12 protein-coding genes are annotated in these 14,351 nt (G+C 59.6%); 4 read left to right on the plus strand and 8 right to left on the minus strand.

Features of this window, described 5'->3' with window-relative positions; genetic code table 11:
* The first annotated feature begins 5 nt into the window (after positions 1-5).
* Complete coding sequence (ilvN, locus tag ACR0C5_RS02290; protein WP_170774568.1) at positions 6-566, plus strand: acetolactate synthase small subunit; 561 nt, start codon at positions 6-8, stop codon at positions 564-566.
* Between the two features lie 293 nt (positions 567-859).
* Entirely contained in the window at positions 860-1,597 is a 738-nt protein-coding gene (locus ACR0C5_RS02295) for a helix-turn-helix domain-containing protein (protein WP_170774570.1), read from the plus strand.
* Here ACR0C5_RS02295 and ACR0C5_RS02300 read toward each other — a convergent pair.
* The 6 genes from ACR0C5_RS02300 to ACR0C5_RS02325 all read right to left on the minus strand — a co-directional run bounded on the left by ACR0C5_RS02300 (position 1,594) and on the right by ACR0C5_RS02325 (position 10,220).
* Positions 1,594-2,370 (minus strand): DUF2189 domain-containing protein, encoded by a 777-nt coding sequence (locus ACR0C5_RS02300; protein WP_170774571.1) that lies wholly within the window; start codon positions 2,368-2,370, stop codon positions 1,594-1,596. The two genes, ACR0C5_RS02295 and ACR0C5_RS02300, sit on opposite strands and share 4 nt — an antisense overlap.
* Before the next feature lie 30 nt (positions 2,371-2,400).
* Positions 2,401-3,795 (minus strand): amidase, encoded by a 1,395-nt coding sequence (locus ACR0C5_RS02305; RefSeq protein WP_480874730.1) that lies wholly within the window; start codon positions 3,793-3,795, stop codon positions 2,401-2,403.
* 186 nt (positions 3,796-3,981) lie between these two features.
* Positions 3,982-5,106 carry a peptide chain release factor 2 gene (prfB, locus tag ACR0C5_RS02310; protein ID WP_170782586.1) on the minus strand — a complete coding sequence of 375 codons (1,125 nt, stop codon included), beginning with the start codon at positions 5,104-5,106 and terminating at the stop codon, positions 3,982-3,984.
* Positions 5,107-5,196: 90 nt separating this feature from the next.
* Positions 5,197-7,683: a penicillin-binding protein 1A gene (locus ACR0C5_RS02315; RefSeq protein ID WP_480874257.1), complete on the minus strand. Its 2,487-nt coding sequence runs from the start codon at positions 7,681-7,683 to the stop codon at positions 5,197-5,199.
* Between the two features lie 95 nt (positions 7,684-7,778).
* A complete protein-coding gene (locus tag ACR0C5_RS02320; RefSeq protein WP_480874260.1) occupies positions 7,779-8,999 on the minus strand; it encodes an N-acetylmuramoyl-L-alanine amidase in 1,221 nt (406 codons plus the stop codon).
* Between the two features lie 66 nt (positions 9,000-9,065).
* A complete protein-coding gene (locus ACR0C5_RS02325) occupies positions 9,066-10,220 on the minus strand; it encodes a pyridoxal phosphate-dependent aminotransferase (protein WP_480874262.1) in 1,155 nt (384 codons plus the stop codon).
* Here ACR0C5_RS02325 and ACR0C5_RS02330 point away from each other — a divergent pair.
* Entirely contained in the window at positions 10,219-11,601 is a 1,383-nt protein-coding gene (locus ACR0C5_RS02330) for a M48 family metalloprotease (RefSeq protein ID WP_480874265.1), read from the plus strand. The genes ACR0C5_RS02325 and ACR0C5_RS02330 overlap by 2 nt on opposite strands.
* The gene (locus ACR0C5_RS02335; protein ID WP_480874267.1) at positions 11,598-12,356 is read left to right on the plus strand and encodes a DsbA family protein; all 759 of its coding nucleotides are present in this window, start codon (positions 11,598-11,600) and stop codon (positions 12,354-12,356) included. Before ACR0C5_RS02330 ends, ACR0C5_RS02335 begins: the two co-directional genes overlap by 4 nt.
* A 42-nt stretch (positions 12,357-12,398) precedes the next feature.
* Here ACR0C5_RS02335 and ACR0C5_RS02340 read toward each other — a convergent pair whose 3' ends face one another.
* A complete protein-coding gene (locus ACR0C5_RS02340) occupies positions 12,399-13,067 on the minus strand; it encodes a DUF1194 domain-containing protein (RefSeq protein ID WP_170774585.1) in 669 nt (222 codons plus the stop codon).
* Between the two features lie 96 nt (positions 13,068-13,163).
* Positions 13,164-14,285, minus strand: a complete 1,122-nt coding sequence (ispG, locus tag ACR0C5_RS02345; protein WP_170774587.1) for a flavodoxin-dependent (E)-4-hydroxy-3-methylbut-2-enyl-diphosphate synthase — start codon at positions 14,283-14,285, stop codon at positions 13,164-13,166.
* Positions 14,286-14,351 lie beyond the last annotated feature (66 nt).

Consider the following 14,351-nt stretch of genomic DNA (forward strand, 5'->3'; position numbering starts at 1 on the left):
CTTAAATGTCTGCCCTACATATCAAACAAGGCTCCACCCGCCATTCGGCCTATAACCTAAGGCCCACATTCTCGGACGTGCAGGAACGGCACACGATTGCGGTTTTGGTCGAAAACGAACCGGGTGTTCTGGCTCGCGTGATCGGACTGTTCTCTGGCCGTGGATATAACATCGAAAGCCTCACCGTGGCCGAGGTCGATCACACCGGCCACCTGAGCCGCATTACCATCGTCACCACCGGCACGCCGCAGGTGATCGAGCAGATCAAGGCCCAGCTTGGTCGCATCGTATCGGTCCGGGATGTGCACGATCTGACGGTCGAGGGCTCATCGGTCGAGCGTGAGCTGGCCATCATCAAGGTCGTGGGCGAAGGCGACAAACGGGTCGAAGCTCTGCGTCTGGCCGACATCTTCCGCGCCAATGTAGTAGACAGCACCCTGAATTCGTTCATTTTCGAAATCACTGGGGCCCCGGACAAGATCGACGCCTTTGCCGACCTGATGCGCCCGCTGGGCCTGGTTGAAATCGCCCGTACCGGTGTCGCGGCCTTGCTGCGTGGTGACTGAATGAATTGCCCCGCCCATTGCATGTAGGCATCGGACGGGGCTAAACATTCACAAAACTGCAGACAATATGCAGTTATGTCTGTTTATTTTTTACATAACAGAAAATAATCGAATAAAAGATTATACAAATAAAAATAAAGCCTATTGCCTTTGTGGTTTAGCGCGTTAGCTTCGACACGTAACGTGGCGTTTCTATGCGCCTGTTGGGGTCCTAAGTACGATTTCAGAACATGCGCGACCGTTTGGTCAGACATGGTACGGTTTCACAAAAACACTTGAATACCGGGACAGAAATGACCAACGACACCCGCAACCCTGCTGACTTGCGCAGGATGTTCGGCGCAAACCTCAGGCAGCTCGCGCAGCAATACCCCTCTGTTTCCGAACTCTGCCGTCAGCTTGGCATCAACCGGACTCAATTCAACCGGTATTTGGGCGGACAGAGCTTTCCCCGCCCCGATGTTCTGGACCGCATTTGCCGGTTCTTCGATGTCGACGCCCGTATTCTGCTGCACCCTCTTGAGGCATTGGACAAGGCCCCTCTACACCCCGCCGCTTCGGCCCTGACCGAGTTTCTGGGCTCGGGGCCCACGACGTTGACCGAGACGCTGCTGCCCGCCGGATTCTATTCTGTGTCAGAGACGGATCTTGAAAACCCCTTCCCGTCCCGGCGCCGGCTGCTGCATGCCCGCCGCCTGCCCCAATGCACCCTGATTCGCAGCTTCGAGCCCCCCTCGGATGGCAAAGACAGTTCAGCCAAAGCGCGCGAAGTTCAGGGGATCGCCGCTTGTGCCGGTCATCAAATCTATATCCTGATGTCCTGCCGCGCCGCCCAGAACAGCCGCATCTACCTGATGACTCGCAATTCGGACTCGCAAGAAGAGTATTGGCGCGGCGTCGCAATCTGCCTGTCCAAGACGAATGCAAATGCGACCACCATGCGCAAACTCCAGCTGCGCCATCTGGGCACCAAACCGACCGAGGCATTGCCCGCCGCCCGCACCGCGCGCAGGTTGGAAAAGCCGCTTTAGGTAAGTCCTTCGGCCTCTGTAATCTGACGGTAAAGATGCCAGCTTGCATGCCCCAATAGCGGCAATACTATCAGCAAGCCAAGAAACCAGGGGATCATGGCGACAAAGGTCAGAACGGCGATCAGCACCCCCCAACCCAACATGACCGGCAGGTTTGCACTGACATAGCTATAGCTTGCAATCATCGCCGTAACGAAATCCAGTTCGCGGTCCAGCAGCATCGGGATGGACAAGACGGTGATCATGTAAAGCACGGTCGCGAAAACTGCGCCCACCGCCGTGCCCACCGCCAACATGGTCAGCCCATTGGCCGTCAGATACACCTCGACTGAAGTGGATACGTTGGTCATGGTCGACAACCCCATGAACAAAGCAAAGATCATGTGACCCAGAAAGAACCAGAACAGGAACATGACCACGATGATTGCGCAGATCGACGGCAACTGACGCCGCCCCTGCTGCGCCACGACACCAAAGATCGCGCCATAATCCAAAGGCTCCCCCAGTTCCAACCGGTGAGAGACCTCATACAGCCCCACCGCCGCGAAGGGGCCCAACAACGGAAATCCGATCGCGGCCAGCACCAGCCAGTATGAGGTTTGAGTCTGTATTGTCACCCAGGCAATCGCCCAGCCGGCCAGCACATAGAACCCTGCAAACAGCAGCCCAAAAACCGGCGCGCGGCGAAAATCAGCCCAGGCACGGCGCAGGGATTCGCGCAGCATCTCACGGCTGACCGGTCCCATTTTCGGAACGCCAAAGGGTTTCTCCATCACATTCTCCTCCCCTCATCCGTCCTTCTATCAGGCCGGTCTTTTCTGCGGCCAACGCGTGACCTCATGATACGCCGCCCCAATGGACAGAACCTGCCCATCGGCCCCTTTGGGTCCAAAAAGCTGCATCCCCATCGGCAGCCCCTCGGCCCCGAACCCGACGGGCACGGACAAGGCAGGCAGACCAATCAGACTGACAGGCACCATGACCTGCATCCAGCGATGATAGGTGTCCATCTTCACCCCTGCGATTTCTGTTGGGAACGGCGTGTCCAGCTCAAACGGCCAGACTTGCGCAGATGGCAGCACCAACATGTCATAATCAACGAACACCTCTGCGGCCTTGCGATACCAGTCCGAGCGAATGACGCTGGCGCGATGCACCTGCATCGCCGTCAAGGCCAAGCCCCGATCCAGCTCCCACTGCGCGGTGTCTTTCAGCTTTGAGCGGTGTTCAGTCAAAGGCCTCAACCCGGCGGCCACGCTCCAGGCGCGTAGCGTCACCCAACTATCCCACATCAATTCCGCTTCGAATGGCGGCGCAAGTGGTTCCACTTGCGCGCCCAGATCCGAAAACACCGCAAGGGCCTGCGCGCATTGATCCAAAATTCCGTCTTCAAACGGAAAGGCACCGCCCCAATCCGCCAACCAACCAATCCGCAGGCCGCGCATATCGGCGGGTCTGACCCGTGAAACCGGCGTGCAAGCCGCAGATAACGGCTGTCCCGCGTCCGGCCCTGAGATCACGTCCAGCAACACGCCCAAGTCCTCAGGGCTGCGCGCCATAGGCCCCAGAGTCGACAACTGATGCAAATACCCGTCCCCTTCGGGTTGAGACGGAACGCGTCCCCAGCTTGGTCGAAACCCATAAACATTGTTCCAGGCCGCTGGGTTGCGCAAGCTGCCCATCATGTCTGACCCATCCGCCAGCGCCAGCATCCCCGAAGCCAAGGCCACTGCGGCTCCGCCAGAGGAACCTCCGCAGCTACGCTCAGCATCATATGGGTTGCGCGTCGCCCCATAGACCGGGTTGAACGTGTGCGACCCCAAACCGAATTCCGGCGTATTGGTCTTGCCGATCAGAATGGCCCCCGCCGCCCGCAACCGTGCCGCGATCAGATCGTCAGCCTCCGGTACATGCCCTGCAAACAGCGGCGAGCCTTGGGTCGAGGCCATCCCGGCCACATTGACCAGATCCTTGACCGCCATCGGCAACCCATGCAGCGGGCCCCGTCGCGGACCTTCATCCATCGCCCGCGCCTCGGCCATCAATTCGGCCTCATCCCGCAGCGCCACGATGGCGTTCAATCGGCCATTGACAGCCCCGATCCGCTCCAGCGTCAACCGCATGACATCCGCAGCCGAGACCTGCCCCGATGCCATTGCGCCCAAAAGTTCAGTTGCGGTGATTTGGCTCAGTTCCATCCCGGTCCCATCGGCAGTCATATCGCGTCAATACGATCAGCCTAACGACCCCGCCGCACCATTTAAACCCACTGTTTAAATGTATCTTTTCCGGTCCACCGCCGCGCAAGGATCCCCTTCATCTGGCCCAAAATATCCCGGGGGAGTCGCGCGCACGCGCGGCGGGGGCAGAGCCCCCTGCCAGACTTATTCACCTTGCGCTTCGGACCGGGACTTGCCAGCCACATCCAGCGCCAAAGTCGCCGCCATGAACCCGTCCAGATCCCCATCCAACACGCCCTTTGTGTCCGAGGTCTCATGGTTGGTCCGCAAATCCTTCACCATTTGATACGGTTGCAACACGTAAGACCGGATCTGGTTGCCCCAACCCGCATCACCCTTGGCCTCATGCGCGGCGTTGATATCCGCGTTCCGGCGGTCCAGCTCTTGCTGGTAGAGGCGCGATTTCAGCGCCTTCATGGCGATGTCCCGGTTCTGGTGCTGCGACTTCTCGGAACTGGTCACAACGATTCCGGTCGGGATGTGCGTGATCCGCACCGCCGAGTCCGTGGTGTTCACGTGCTGACCACCCGCGCCGGATGACCGATAGGTATCAATCCGAATATCCGACGGGTTCACCTCGATCTCGATATTGTCGTCGACCACCGGATAGACCCAGACCGAGCTAAAGGACGTGTGTCGCTTGGCCGCCGAGTCATAAGGCGAAATCCGAACCAGCCGGTGTACGCCGCTTTCCGACTTCAACCAGCCATACGCGTTGTGACCCGAAATCTTATAGGCTGCCGATTTGATCCCTGCCTCTTCGCCCGCGGTCTCGGATTGCAGCTCGACGGTGTAACCCTTCTTCTCAGCCCAACGCACATACATTCGCGCCAGCATTGAGGCCCAGTCACAGCTTTCCGTCCCACCCGCGCCCGAGTTGATCTCAAGGAAGGTATCGTTGCTGTCGGCTTCGCCGTCCAGCAGGGCTTCTAGTTCTTTCTTGGCGGCCTTGGCCTGCAGCGCCTTGATCGCGCCCTCGGCGTCGGTAACGACCTCTTCGTCCTCTTCCATCTCGCCCAGTTCGATCAACTCGATATTGTCACTCAGATCGGTCTTGATGGTTTCATAGGTCTCAATCGCATCGACCAGCATCTGCCGCTCGCGCATCAGCTTCTGTGCATTCTCGGGATTGTCCCACAAGTTCGGATCTTCAACACGCGCGTTGAATTCCTCAAGACGATGAGGTGCGGTCTCATAGTCCATGCGCTGCGCCAGCAGCTCCAGCGACTTTTCGATTTCCGCCACGATATTCTGGGTTTCGGCGCGCATGGTCAGGTCCCAACTTGCTCAATCAGGCTTGCGTGATAGCAAGAGGTTGGGGCCACCACAAGACAGCGGAGGCCGCAAACCAATCAGGTGTCAGTAAAGACCGCCAGTTGCCACATCGCCCTGGCTGGCGTTGGGTCCGACGGTGACGGTGTTCCCGGTCGAGGTTGTCACCTGACGACCCGAGCTGGCCTCTTCAAACAAAGGCAGATCCGATCCCATCGCAAATCCACCGTCATAGACACGGTCGATAAACCCATCGACACCATCGCGGAAATACTCGGCCACCACATAGTCACCGGTCGCCTCCGGTGGCAGGCGCGCGCCGCTGAACCGGTCAATCTTGATGAAATGACCACCCTCTGGAACCTCGAAAGGACCGCCGCCATATTTCTCGGTCGCGGTTTCCATAAAGCTTTGGAAAACTGGTCCGCACATGGTGCCGCCATAGGCTCCCCGCCCCATGGGACGCGGGCGGTCGTAACCGATATAGCAGCCCGCCACGATGTTCGAGGTAAAGCCGATAAACCACGCATCCTTCGAATCGTTGGTGGTGCCGGTCTTGCCGGCGGTCGGCACAGGCAGGTTCACAAAAGACGACGCCGTTCCACGATCCACCACACCCTTCATCATCGAGGTCAGCTGATAGGCGGTGATCGCATCCATGACCTGCCAACGGTCGGTGACGATGGTCGGCGACTCGTCCGGCTCCAACCAGGCCGAGTTGCAGTCTAGACATTCCCGGTCGTCGTGCCGGTAGATCGTCTTGCCGAACCGGTCCTGAATGCGGTCAACCAGAGTGGGTTCGACCCGCTCGCCGCCATTAGCAAACATCGCATAGGCTGCGACCATCTTATAGAGCGTCGTCTCTTCGGACCCCAGCGAGTTCGCAAGAAACGCCCCCATGCGGTCATAGACTCCGAACCGTTCGGCATAGCCCGCGACCACCGGCATCGTGACTTCTTGTGCCAGACGAATGGTCATCAGGTTCCGCGACTGTTCAATCCCGGTCCGCAAGGGCGTCGGACCGTAGAATTTGTTCGACGAGTTCTTGGGCCGCCACAGACCTTGCGGCGTGTTCACCTCAATTGGGGCATCCACAACGATGGTGGCAGGGCTATAGCCACTGTCCAGCGCCGCGGCATAGACGAAGGGTTTAAAGCTCGATCCCGGCTGGCGCTGAGCCTGCGTGGCGCGGTTGAACACCGAATCCTGATACGAGAACCCGCCCTGCATTGCTAGAACACGGCCCGAGTTTACGTCCATCGCAACAAAGCCACCCTGCACTTCGGGCACCTGACGGGCGGACCACTGGCCCTCTTCCCCGGCCATTACCAGAATGACGTCGCCGCGCTTGAAGTTGTCAAAGAAGTTACCTTGCATCCACTGGATGTCAGAGCGAGGAACGATGCCGTCAGCCGGGCCGTCCTCGATACCCACGGTCAGGGACTGATCGGCTACGTTCAGCACAACGGCCGGATACCATTGCGTCGGCAGTTCCACGTCGCGGGGGATTTCCATGATCGCCAGCGCCTCGCGCCATTGCGCTTCGTCTGCCAGGGCATCTTCGGCAATCACCTCACCCGTACCGCGCCATTTCCCACGTGATCGGTCGTATTTCTGCAGCGCCGTGCGCAGGGCCTTGGCGGCCTCAACTTGCATTTCCTCATCCACCGAGGCGCGGACGGTGAAGCCACCGGTAAAGAACTCACCCTCACCGAAATCCTCGCTCAGCTGACGACGGATTTCGTCGGTGAAATAGTCACGCGGCGGCAATGCGGTACGGAAGCTTTCGAAATCGCCGTTTTGGACCGATCGCAGCGGTTGCGCCACCTCGGCCTCATAGGTGGCCAAGTCGAGGTATCCGTTCTGATTCATCTCGCGCAGCACATAGTTGCGTCGCGCCAGCAGGCGCTCTTTCTCGCGCACCGGGTGGTAGTCTGAAGGCGCCTTGGGCATCGCCGCCAAGGTCGCCGCCTCATGCGGGGCCAGTTCCTGCAGTGTCTTGTTGAAATAGGTCTGCGCAGCCGCCGTCACACCATACGAGTTCTGCCCCAGAAAGATCTCATTCATATAGAGTTCCAGGATCTGTTCCTTGTCCAGCGTATCCTCAAGCCGGGTGGCGAGGATAATCTCCTTGATCTTGCGCTCGGCGCGACGGTCGCCGGACAGCAGGAAGTTCTTCATCACCTGTTGGGTGATGGTCGACGCACCACGCACGTTTTCACCCTTGGATTTCACCGCCTCAACGCCAGCTGCGATGATCCCGCGCGGGTCATAGCCTTGGTGCGTGTAAAAGTTCTTGTCCTCGGCCGAGATAAAGGCCTGTTTCACCAGATCAGGGATTTCTTCTGAAGGCGTGAACAGGCGGCGTTCCTGCGCGAATTCGTCGATCAACTGACCCTCACCCGAATAGATCCGGCTAATCGTGGGTGGTTTATACTGCGCAAGTGATTCATGGCTGGGCAGGTCGCGCCCATACATCCAGAAGATCGCGCCAATCACCAGCGCGGCCATGAAAAACCCAAGGGTCACGAGGCTGAAGATCGCCCCAAAGATCGAAAATATGAAACGGATCACGTCACTGCCTTTTGCTCGCGGTGCCGCCTATATAGGGACGCCCGCGCGTTGGGTCAAAACACGATGCCCCATATTAGCCGTTTTGCGCCGTAGGGTCACTGGCCAATCAGGGATCGGCGGATCACATCCTGCTGACGCCAGACTTCAAGCCCGTCGCGGATGCCATGTGCCATACCCAAGCGCCACTCTGGATTATTGATGTTTTTCCAATCTCTGGGACTGGACAGAAAGCCAAGCTCGATCAAAACCGAAGGGATGTCAGCTGCTTTGAGAACGGAAAACGAAGCGGTGCGGATCGGGTGGTTGTTCATCGGCCCGCCCTGCTGCGTCATGCCATTGGCCAGCGCTGCGGCCAGCGCATCGGTGCGCGGTTTGGTTTCCTGACGCGCCAGGTCCAGAAGAACATCGGCGACCTGATCGTCGGCCCCGCTGAGGTCGATGCCCGAGATCAGATCACCCCGGTCATGCCGCTCGGCCAGTTTGTGGCTGGCCACGTCCGAAGCCTCTTCCGACAGGGTATAGACCGCCGCTCCATGAGCGCGCCCTTCCGACAGGATATCCGCATGCAGTGAGATGAACACATCAACGCCCGCCCGGTGCGCCAGCGCGATACGGCGCTCCAGCGACACGAAATGATCATCGGTTCGGGTCAGAACGATCTCGTAGCCCCCCGTGCGCAAAAGAACTTCGCGTAATTCGCGGGCGAAGGTCAGCATCAGGGTCTTTTCGTCCAGCCCGTCTACCTCGGCACCCGGATCAATGCCTCCATGGCCGGGGTCCAGCATCACCCGCAGCGGGCGCGGGCCATCCGCCTCTTGATCTGACGCGGACACCGAGGGTTCAGGCAAGTCCCACTCCGGTTGGCGGGGTGCTCCGGCGCTGGCGACAAACGTATCAAAGTCGGTTCCCTTCAAGTCAAGCGTCAGGGCCGCCGTCCCCGTTGCCTCGTCGATCCGCAAATCAGCGCTTTCGACCGCCAAGGGGGCGCCAAGGTCCAATACCATGCGCGACCATCCGGGGACATAGGCCCCGAATTGCACGCCACTGATCCGATCCGTCTGCAAGAAATCCGCATCTTTCAGCCCGGTCCAATCGACCTCCCGAAAGTCCAGAACCATCCGGTAGGGGTCGCGCAGCGTGAACACACGGTAGGGAACCCCTTGGCTGAGCCCAAGCTGCACCCGCACGCCCGAGCGCCCCTCATCCACGATGCGGCTTTCATCGGGCAACACACGGGCCAGCGCGCTAAGTTCATGCGCAACCGCAGCCTCCGTCAGCGCCCAGATCAGCACTATGGCGTAGAAAATCCTGCTCATGGCCTCAAGTTATCCCGAGATCGTTTGACCAGCAGACTAGCGCAGCCGCGCCGGTTTGTGAACGCTCTACCCCAAATTGCCCCGCTCGGTCATAAAGATGCGCAATCGGTCCAGCCCCTCACGGATATCAGAGGTGGAGCGGGCATAGGAAAAGCGCAAGGTGCCGTGGCCGCGTTCGGGATCGAAATCCAGACCGGGCGTGACGGCCACGCCGGCCTTGTCCAAAATCTCGGCCGCAAAGGCGCGGCTGTCGTCGGTTAGGTCGGATACATCGGCATAGACGTAAAACGCCCCGTCCGGTGGTGCGATATTGGTGAACCCGGCCTTGGGCAGACCTTCCAGCATCAAAGCGCGGTTCTGGCGGTAGACGTCCAGATTGGCTTGCAACTCATCCTCGCATTCCATCGCAGCCAGAGCCGCCACCTGACTGGCATGCGGCGCGCAAATGAACATGTTTTGGGCGATCCGCTCAACCACACGCACCTGATCCTCGGGCACGACCATCCAGCCGACACGCCAGCCGGTCATCGAGAAATACTTGGAAAACGAGTTGATCACATAGCATTCATCCGTCAGCTCCAGCGCGGTGACGGCTTTGGCCTCATATTCCAGCCCATGGTAAATCTCGTCGCTGATGAAGGATGCGCCCTGCCCCTGCGCCGCCTCGATCAGCGCGCCCATGGCCGCGTGGTTCAGCATGGTGCCGGTCGGGTTTGCAGGAGAGGCCACCATCAGCCCTTGCAGATCGAGCCCGGCGAAATCCGCAGGCACAGGCTGCAATCGGTTTTCAGGCGCGGTTGGCAAATCAACCGGAACCAAGCCCAGAGCCTTTAGGATCTGACGATAAGACGGGTAGCCCGGAGCGCCGATTCCGACGCGGTCGCCGCTGTCGAACAGGGCCGTGAAGGCCAGCAGAAACGCGCCCGAAGAGCCCGGCGTCACGACAACTCGATTGGGATCTAGATCGACTTTGTACCATTCACCATAAAGCTGCGCGATCCGCTGTCGCAGCGCAGGCATTCCAAGCGCCACAGTATAGCCCAAAGGGTTGTCCTGCATAGCCTTCGCCAGTGCTTCGGTCGCGTCCTTGGGGGCTCCGGTTCCGGGCTGGCCGACCTCCATATGGATGATGTGGCGACCCGCCTCTTCGGCCTTTCGTGCGGCCTCCATCACGTCCATCACAATAAACGGATCGACGCCGGACCGGGTTGAGTTTCTCATGCCCATCTCCCATGTTGCTTGTATGGCTTTTGAGCGTGTATCCAGGCTGGCGTCAATCCCGGCCCTGTTTCTATGTGTGATGACTTGGTTCGTCAGCGCCGCTCAAACCAATGCGCAAAGCTTGATCCGCGACCCCGACATCGAAAACGGCCTACGTGAACTGGCCTTTCCTGTGCTGCGGGCCGCCGGGCTGAACACCAATCGGGTGCAAATTCTGGTCGTTTATGACAGCACATTCAATGCCTTCGTCATCGACAACAACGCGATCTATCTGAACTACGGCCTGATCCTGTCCGTGGACACCCCTGAGATGCTGCAAGCGGTGATCGCGCATGAGGCCGCCCATATTGCCAACGGCCATCTCGCCCGCCGGTTCGAAAACCTGAAAGCCGCCAAACGCAATGCCGGGTTGGGAACAGCGCTTGCGCTGGCCGTTGCCGTTGCCGGAGGTGGTGAAGCAGCGGCAGGTATCGCTGCGGGCACCTCGAGCTCGGCCTTGCGCAGTTTTCTAGGGCACACACGGGCCGAGGAATCCTCGGCCGACCGCAGCGCAGCAAGCTATCTGCGATGGGCAGGTATTTCACCCAGCGGGATGGTTGCCCTGCACCAGAAATTCGTGGGTCAGGAGCTGCTGAGCGAGGCCAATCAGGACCCCTATATGCGCTCGCACCCCACCAACCGCGATCGTCTGCGCGCGGCCCAGACGTTTTTAGGGGAATTTGGCGCGTCTGCGGTCCCCAACGCGCAGGCAGAATATTGGTTTGCCCGCGTGAAAGGAAAGTTATCCGCCTTCCTGCGCGCGCCCTCGTGGACATTGCGACGCGCGAAAGAGGAAACCGCGCAAGACATTCGCCTGATGCGCGAGGCGGCGGCCCATCACCAGAACCGCAATCTTGCGGAGGCGAGGGGCGCCATTGACGGCGCCTTGGCCATTCGCCCCGGCGATCCTTATTATTATGAACTGAAAGGCCAGATCCTGCTGGAAAACCGTCAGTTGCCCGAGGCCGTTGCGGCCTATGGTCACGCGATGGAGATGGCACCAAACAACGCCTTGATCCTTGCAGGCTACGGTCGCGCGCTTTTAGCACAGGATCGGACGAAAGACGCCCTGCAAGTGCTTGAAAAGGCACGCGCCCGCGACCATCGCAACACTGGCTCTCTGCGAGATCTGAGCGTGGCATATGCGCGGGTCGGCAACACTGGCATGGCCTCAGTCGTTACGGCGGAAAGATATGCCTTGCAAGGCAAGGTTACCGATGCAGGTATTCACGCAAGACGCGCTCTCGGGCAACTACCCGAGGGTTCAACAGGTTGGCAACGGGCACAGGATGTGCTGATTGCCTCGGAAAACGCAAAGAAATCGAAAAGGAAACGGAAATGATCCTCAGACATGCTGCACCGGCCCTTCTGGGGCTTTCCCTGCTTGCCGCCCCGGCGCAGGCGTTGGACCTCAACACCATGAGCGATGCCGAGAGAGAGCAGTTCGGCGCGCAGGTACGTGCCTATCTTCTGGAAAACCCTGAGGTCATCATCGAAGCGATCAACATCCTTGAACAACGCAACGCTCAGGCCGAGGCCGCCGCGGATCAAGAGCTGGTCGCAGTCAATGCCGACGAGTTGTTCAATGATGGCTACAGCTGGGTGGGTGGCAATCCCGAAGGCGACATCACGCTGGTCGAATTCATGGACTACCGCTGCGGCTATTGCCGCCGGGCCGTCCCCGAAGTGGCCGAGCTGTTGTCCGAAGACGGCAATATCCGTCTGGTGATCAAGGAATTCCCGATCCTGGGCGAAGCCTCGGTGGTCTCTTCCCGCTTTGCCGTGGCCACCAAGCATGTGGCGGGCGATGACGCTTATAAGCTGGTGCACGACGCTCTGCTGGACTTTGGTGGTGAGCCGAACGAGGTTTCTCTGCGCCGTTTGTCGGATGGTCTGGGACTGGATAGCGATGCCATTTTGGCAGCGATGGACAGCGATCGTGTGACCGATGAGATCAACCAGACCCGCGAATTGGCGCGGCGGATGCAAATCCAAGGCACACCGTCCTTCGTTCTTGGCACCGAAATGCTGCGCGGCTATCTGACTGCCGACCAGATGCTGCAAATTGCAGACGCCGTGCGGGCTGAGCAGGGTTAAATATGAACACAGGCGGTGCGCGTCCGTGCACCGCCCTATCCCTTACCGATCGGCTACAGCCATCGGAATTTCACGCAGCAATTTTCGCCGAAGGGCTGCGGCATAGTCCTCATACCCCGCCGCAATTTCCACAAAAGCGCCCTGCCCTGAAATGACGTGCTCGACGTAGTAGGCCAGCACCTCGGGCTCTGCCCCCTCGATCACCAGCGCATTCACGGTGACACCTTGCATCACCTGCATCTCGCGCGCGACATGGGGGCGAAAGCCGTTATTGTGTTTGCCGTCCCCTGACACATCTATGACGCGCCGACGGCAATCGGGCCCATAGTCGAACATCAACGCTCCGAACGCGACCGCCGGGCCTATGCCGGTTCCACCCGCTGCACTTCGAGGGGCCGCCAGAACCTCGGCAGCGATCGATTTCAACCCTGCCACCCCTTTGACCAGACGCCAGGCCGAAATCTGCGTCTGCTGGCGCGAGTCTGACCACTCATACACCATCAGGGCCACGCCACCGGGTTGGGCCGAAATCGCCGTTACAACGTCAGGGTCCAGCAAGGCAGCGGCGACGCCATCGCGTTGCAACTGATGTTCGGCCTCATCGACGCTGCCCGACACATCCAACGCAAAAGCCAATGCCAATTCACACGCGCGCGCCGCGCCGATGGGAGCGGTCCACATTAGCAGAACAAGGACGAGTGTAGCCTTCATAGGCCCGACTTGGCCCCAGAACGGCGGGACCTGTCAACACAGACCGGTTCACCCTGTCGAGAACACATCCCTCCCCGGAACCGCGCGCTTGTTGGGTTATTCCGCAGCCTCGGCCGCTGCGTCCAGTTCAGCCGCTTTCTTTTCGACCTGTTCAACGATGTGGTCGATCATCTGATCGTTGGACATCTTGTGGCTGGCCTTGCCCGCCAGATAGACCATACCCGAGCCCGCACCGCCGCCGGTAAAGCCAACGTCAGTCATCAGCGCCTCACCGGGGCCATTCACGACGCAGCCGATGATCGACAGGCTCATCGGCGTCTTGATATGCTCCAGTCGCTGCTCCAGCGCTTCGACCGTCTTAATCACGTCAAAGCCCTGCCGCGCGCAGGACGGGCATGAGATGATATTCACACCGCGATGGCGCAGGCCCAGTGATTTCAGGATCTCATAGCCCACCTTGACTTCTTCCACCGGGTCCGCGGATAGGCTGACGCGGATCGTATCGCCGATCCCCATCCACAGCAGATTGCCCAGCCCAATGGCGGATTTGATGGTGCCGCTGACCAGTCCTCCGGCCTCGGTGATACCCAAATGGATGGGAGCATCTGTGGCCTCGGCAATCCCCTGATAGGCCGCAGCCGACAGGAACACGTCACTGGCCTTCACGCTGATCTTGAAGTTGTGAAAGTCGTTGTCTTTCAGAATGCGGATATGCTCGAGCCCGCTTTCGACCATTGCCTCGGGGCATGGCTCACCATATTTCTCAAGCAGGTGCTTTTCCAGCGACCCCGCATTGACCCCGATCCGGATCGAGCAATTGTGGTCGCGGGCGGCCTTGATCACCTCCTGCACCCGCTTTTCGTCGCCGATATTGCCCGGATTGATCCGCAGACAGGCAGCGCCTGCCTCAGCAGCCTCGATGCCGCGTTTATAGTGGAAATGGATATCGGCCACGATCGGTACAGGGCTTTCGCGCACGATCTCTTTCAGTGCCTTTGACGACGCCTCATCCGGGACCGAGACCCGCACAATATCCGCCCCCGCCTCAGCTGCGGCCTGCACCTGCGCTACCGTCGCGGCCACATCCGTGGTCAGCGTGTTGGTCATGGTCTGAACTGCAATTGGCGCATCGCCCCCGATGGCAACGTCGCCAACCATGATCTGACGGGATTTGCGGCGATAGATGTTTCGCCACGGGCGCACGTGATTGAGGGACATGAGGGTCGGGTCCAAGACAGCCAGAGTTGCGCCTTTAGATAGTTCGCTTAACCCACTATCGCAATG

It is taken from the genome of Ruegeria sp. N8, assembly GCF_056531325.1.

Excerpts from the sequence above, each read along its gene's own strand:
- ACR0C5_RS02340 (WP_170774585.1), bottom strand. The coding sequence starts at position 13,067 with ATGAAGGCTACACTCGTCCTTGTTCTGCTAATGTGGACCGCTCCCATC.
- ACR0C5_RS02300 (WP_170774571.1), bottom strand. The coding sequence starts at position 2,370 with ATGGAGAAACCCTTTGGCGTTCCGAAAATGGGACCGGTCAGCCGTGAG.
- ACR0C5_RS02320 (WP_480874260.1), bottom strand. The coding sequence starts at position 8,999 with ATGAGCAGGATTTTCTACGCCATAGTGCTGATCTGGGCGCTGACGGAG.
- ACR0C5_RS02295 (WP_170774570.1), top strand. The coding sequence starts at position 860 with ATGACCAACGACACCCGCAACCCTGCTGACTTGCGCAGGATGTTCGGC.
- ACR0C5_RS02325 (WP_480874262.1), bottom strand. The coding sequence starts at position 10,220 with ATGAGAAACTCAACCCGGTCCGGCGTCGATCCGTTTATTGTGATGGAC.
- ACR0C5_RS02330 (WP_480874265.1), top strand. The coding sequence starts at position 10,219 with ATGCCCATCTCCCATGTTGCTTGTATGGCTTTTGAGCGTGTATCCAGG.
- ilvN (WP_170774568.1), top strand. The coding sequence starts at position 6 with ATGTCTGCCCTACATATCAAACAAGGCTCCACCCGCCATTCGGCCTAT.
- prfB (WP_170782586.1), bottom strand. The coding sequence starts at position 5,106 with ATGCGCGCCGAAACCCAGAATATCGTGGCGGAAATCGAAAAGTCGCTG.
- ACR0C5_RS02335 (WP_480874267.1), top strand. The coding sequence starts at position 11,598 with ATGATCCTCAGACATGCTGCACCGGCCCTTCTGGGGCTTTCCCTGCTT.
- ACR0C5_RS02305 (WP_480874730.1), bottom strand. The coding sequence starts at position 3,795 with ATGGAACTGAGCCAAATCACCGCAACTGAACTTTTGGGCGCAATGGCA.
- ispG (WP_170774587.1), bottom strand. The coding sequence starts at position 14,285 with ATGTCCCTCAATCACGTGCGCCCGTGGCGAAACATCTATCGCCGCAAA.